Origin of the sequence: Marinimicrobium sp. ARAG 43.8 (assembly GCF_050113635.1) — a bacterium.
Classification (GTDB): Bacteria; Pseudomonadota; Gammaproteobacteria; order Pseudomonadales; family Cellvibrionaceae; genus Marinimicrobium.
This window is the reverse complement of record NZ_JBNJLT010000026.1, coordinates 1-1363: the sequence shown is the minus strand read 5'-3', so window position 1 is coordinate 1363 and position 1363 is coordinate 1. Positions and strand designations below refer to the sequence as shown.

Here is a 1363-nt window from a genome sequence, read left to right as displayed (position 1 = left end):
CTGTGGCCGCTGATGGTCAGGGGTTTGTTGAAGACGCTGTAGGTGAGGCTTTCGCCCCCTCTCTGGGTCATGTTGCCGTAATTACCACATTAGCCTGAGCTAAGGCCAACTCAGCTCCAATCTGTTCCATTAAAACCGTTAAACCATTGTCAGAAATGTATGAACTTAAATTACGCCAAGTATAAGCGGCTACAAACTTCTCCGATAATTCAGCTCCGACAAAATCGGGATCGTCCCCGCCTGTTAGCGCCGTTCGTGCAACTGGGTCGCCAGCCAAGTGGGGAGAACGCCAAAACTCCAAGAATTTCCCACCCTTAGCCAGAGCAAGTTCTGCATCTGTCATAGGCACTCCCTTTTGTGCATGGTGCTATCAAAACCTTAAGACTAATCCATCCAAAAATCGCCTTGGATGTCTATAGTGCGTGGCGATGGATTTACTGTTTCCCTGCTTACCTTATAGGCAGGCATTCTCGATACATATGGCTGAACATACTCACTTAACAACTGCTCTGTGAGTTCGATTCTATCGGGACAGTTTTCTCGGTACTGCAGATATATAGATCGCCTGTCGCCACTAGGAATTGATAAACTTGGGGGAGCAGAGGGAAAGCCTCGACCTCTAGATTCGTTAATGGCTCTCGAAATCTTCGGGTAACTATCTTCAACTTCTCTCATTTCCAGTTGGCCATCAGTTATATGGACTCTTACAATGCAGTCCGACCGGCTGGGTAGTTCATGCTCAGCCTTAGAACATGAATATGCCGCGAAGCATAACATCATGATAAGCACTTTCTTAATCATTTGCTGGCTCCCATATATTCAGGTATCTCTCCCCACAATTCCCGCAAGTTGTTGGTTGAAGCGGAACTCGAACGAACCATCTAAACTTTTGATTTATACGGTACCCTGTATTATGAACAATATGCTTAGTGGTACTTCCACCAATTGGGAGACCATAGTGTGTTCTTGATCTTCTCGAAAACTCTCTCGGCGGAGGGTTTGGCCAAACTTCTTGAACTACAGTCCCATGCTCATCTAGAAGTACATAACTTGATTTAGCATAAAACGAGTTAAGATGAGAAGAGGCTCTATCATCACCCATCTCCAGCATGATTCTACTGTACCCATCTATGGAGATAGACTCACCTTCTCGAACAGTCGCAAGCAATTGCCACTTTTCATCCTGGTAAGTGCGACTTTCTCTCTCCCGTTCATCCAACGACATCCCCCTCCCATTCCGGGATTCGCTGTCGTCACTGTGGCTGTTGCCTGTGCCTACACTGGAGTCGTTAGCGGCCCCACCTCCACTCGTACCCGCCTCGAACGCCTCGGCATCAATGTGAACGACATACTTTTGGCCATC

The 1363-nt window shown here is 47.2% G+C and carries 1 protein-coding gene; it reads right to left on the bottom strand.

Annotated features, from left to right (window positions below; genetic code table 11):
• Positions 1-67: 67 nt before the first annotated feature.
• A complete protein-coding gene (locus ACQCLF_RS15965) occupies positions 68-343 on the bottom strand; it encodes a hypothetical protein (RefSeq protein ID WP_426989074.1) in 276 nt (91 codons plus the stop codon).
• Positions 344-1363: the final 1020 nt, after the last annotated feature.

Bases quoted from the DNA above. Each gene is read 5' to 3' on its own strand.
- ACQCLF_RS15965 (WP_426989074.1), bottom strand. From the start codon at position 343: ATGACAGATGCAGAACTTGCTCTGGCTAAGGGTGGGAAATTCTTGGAG.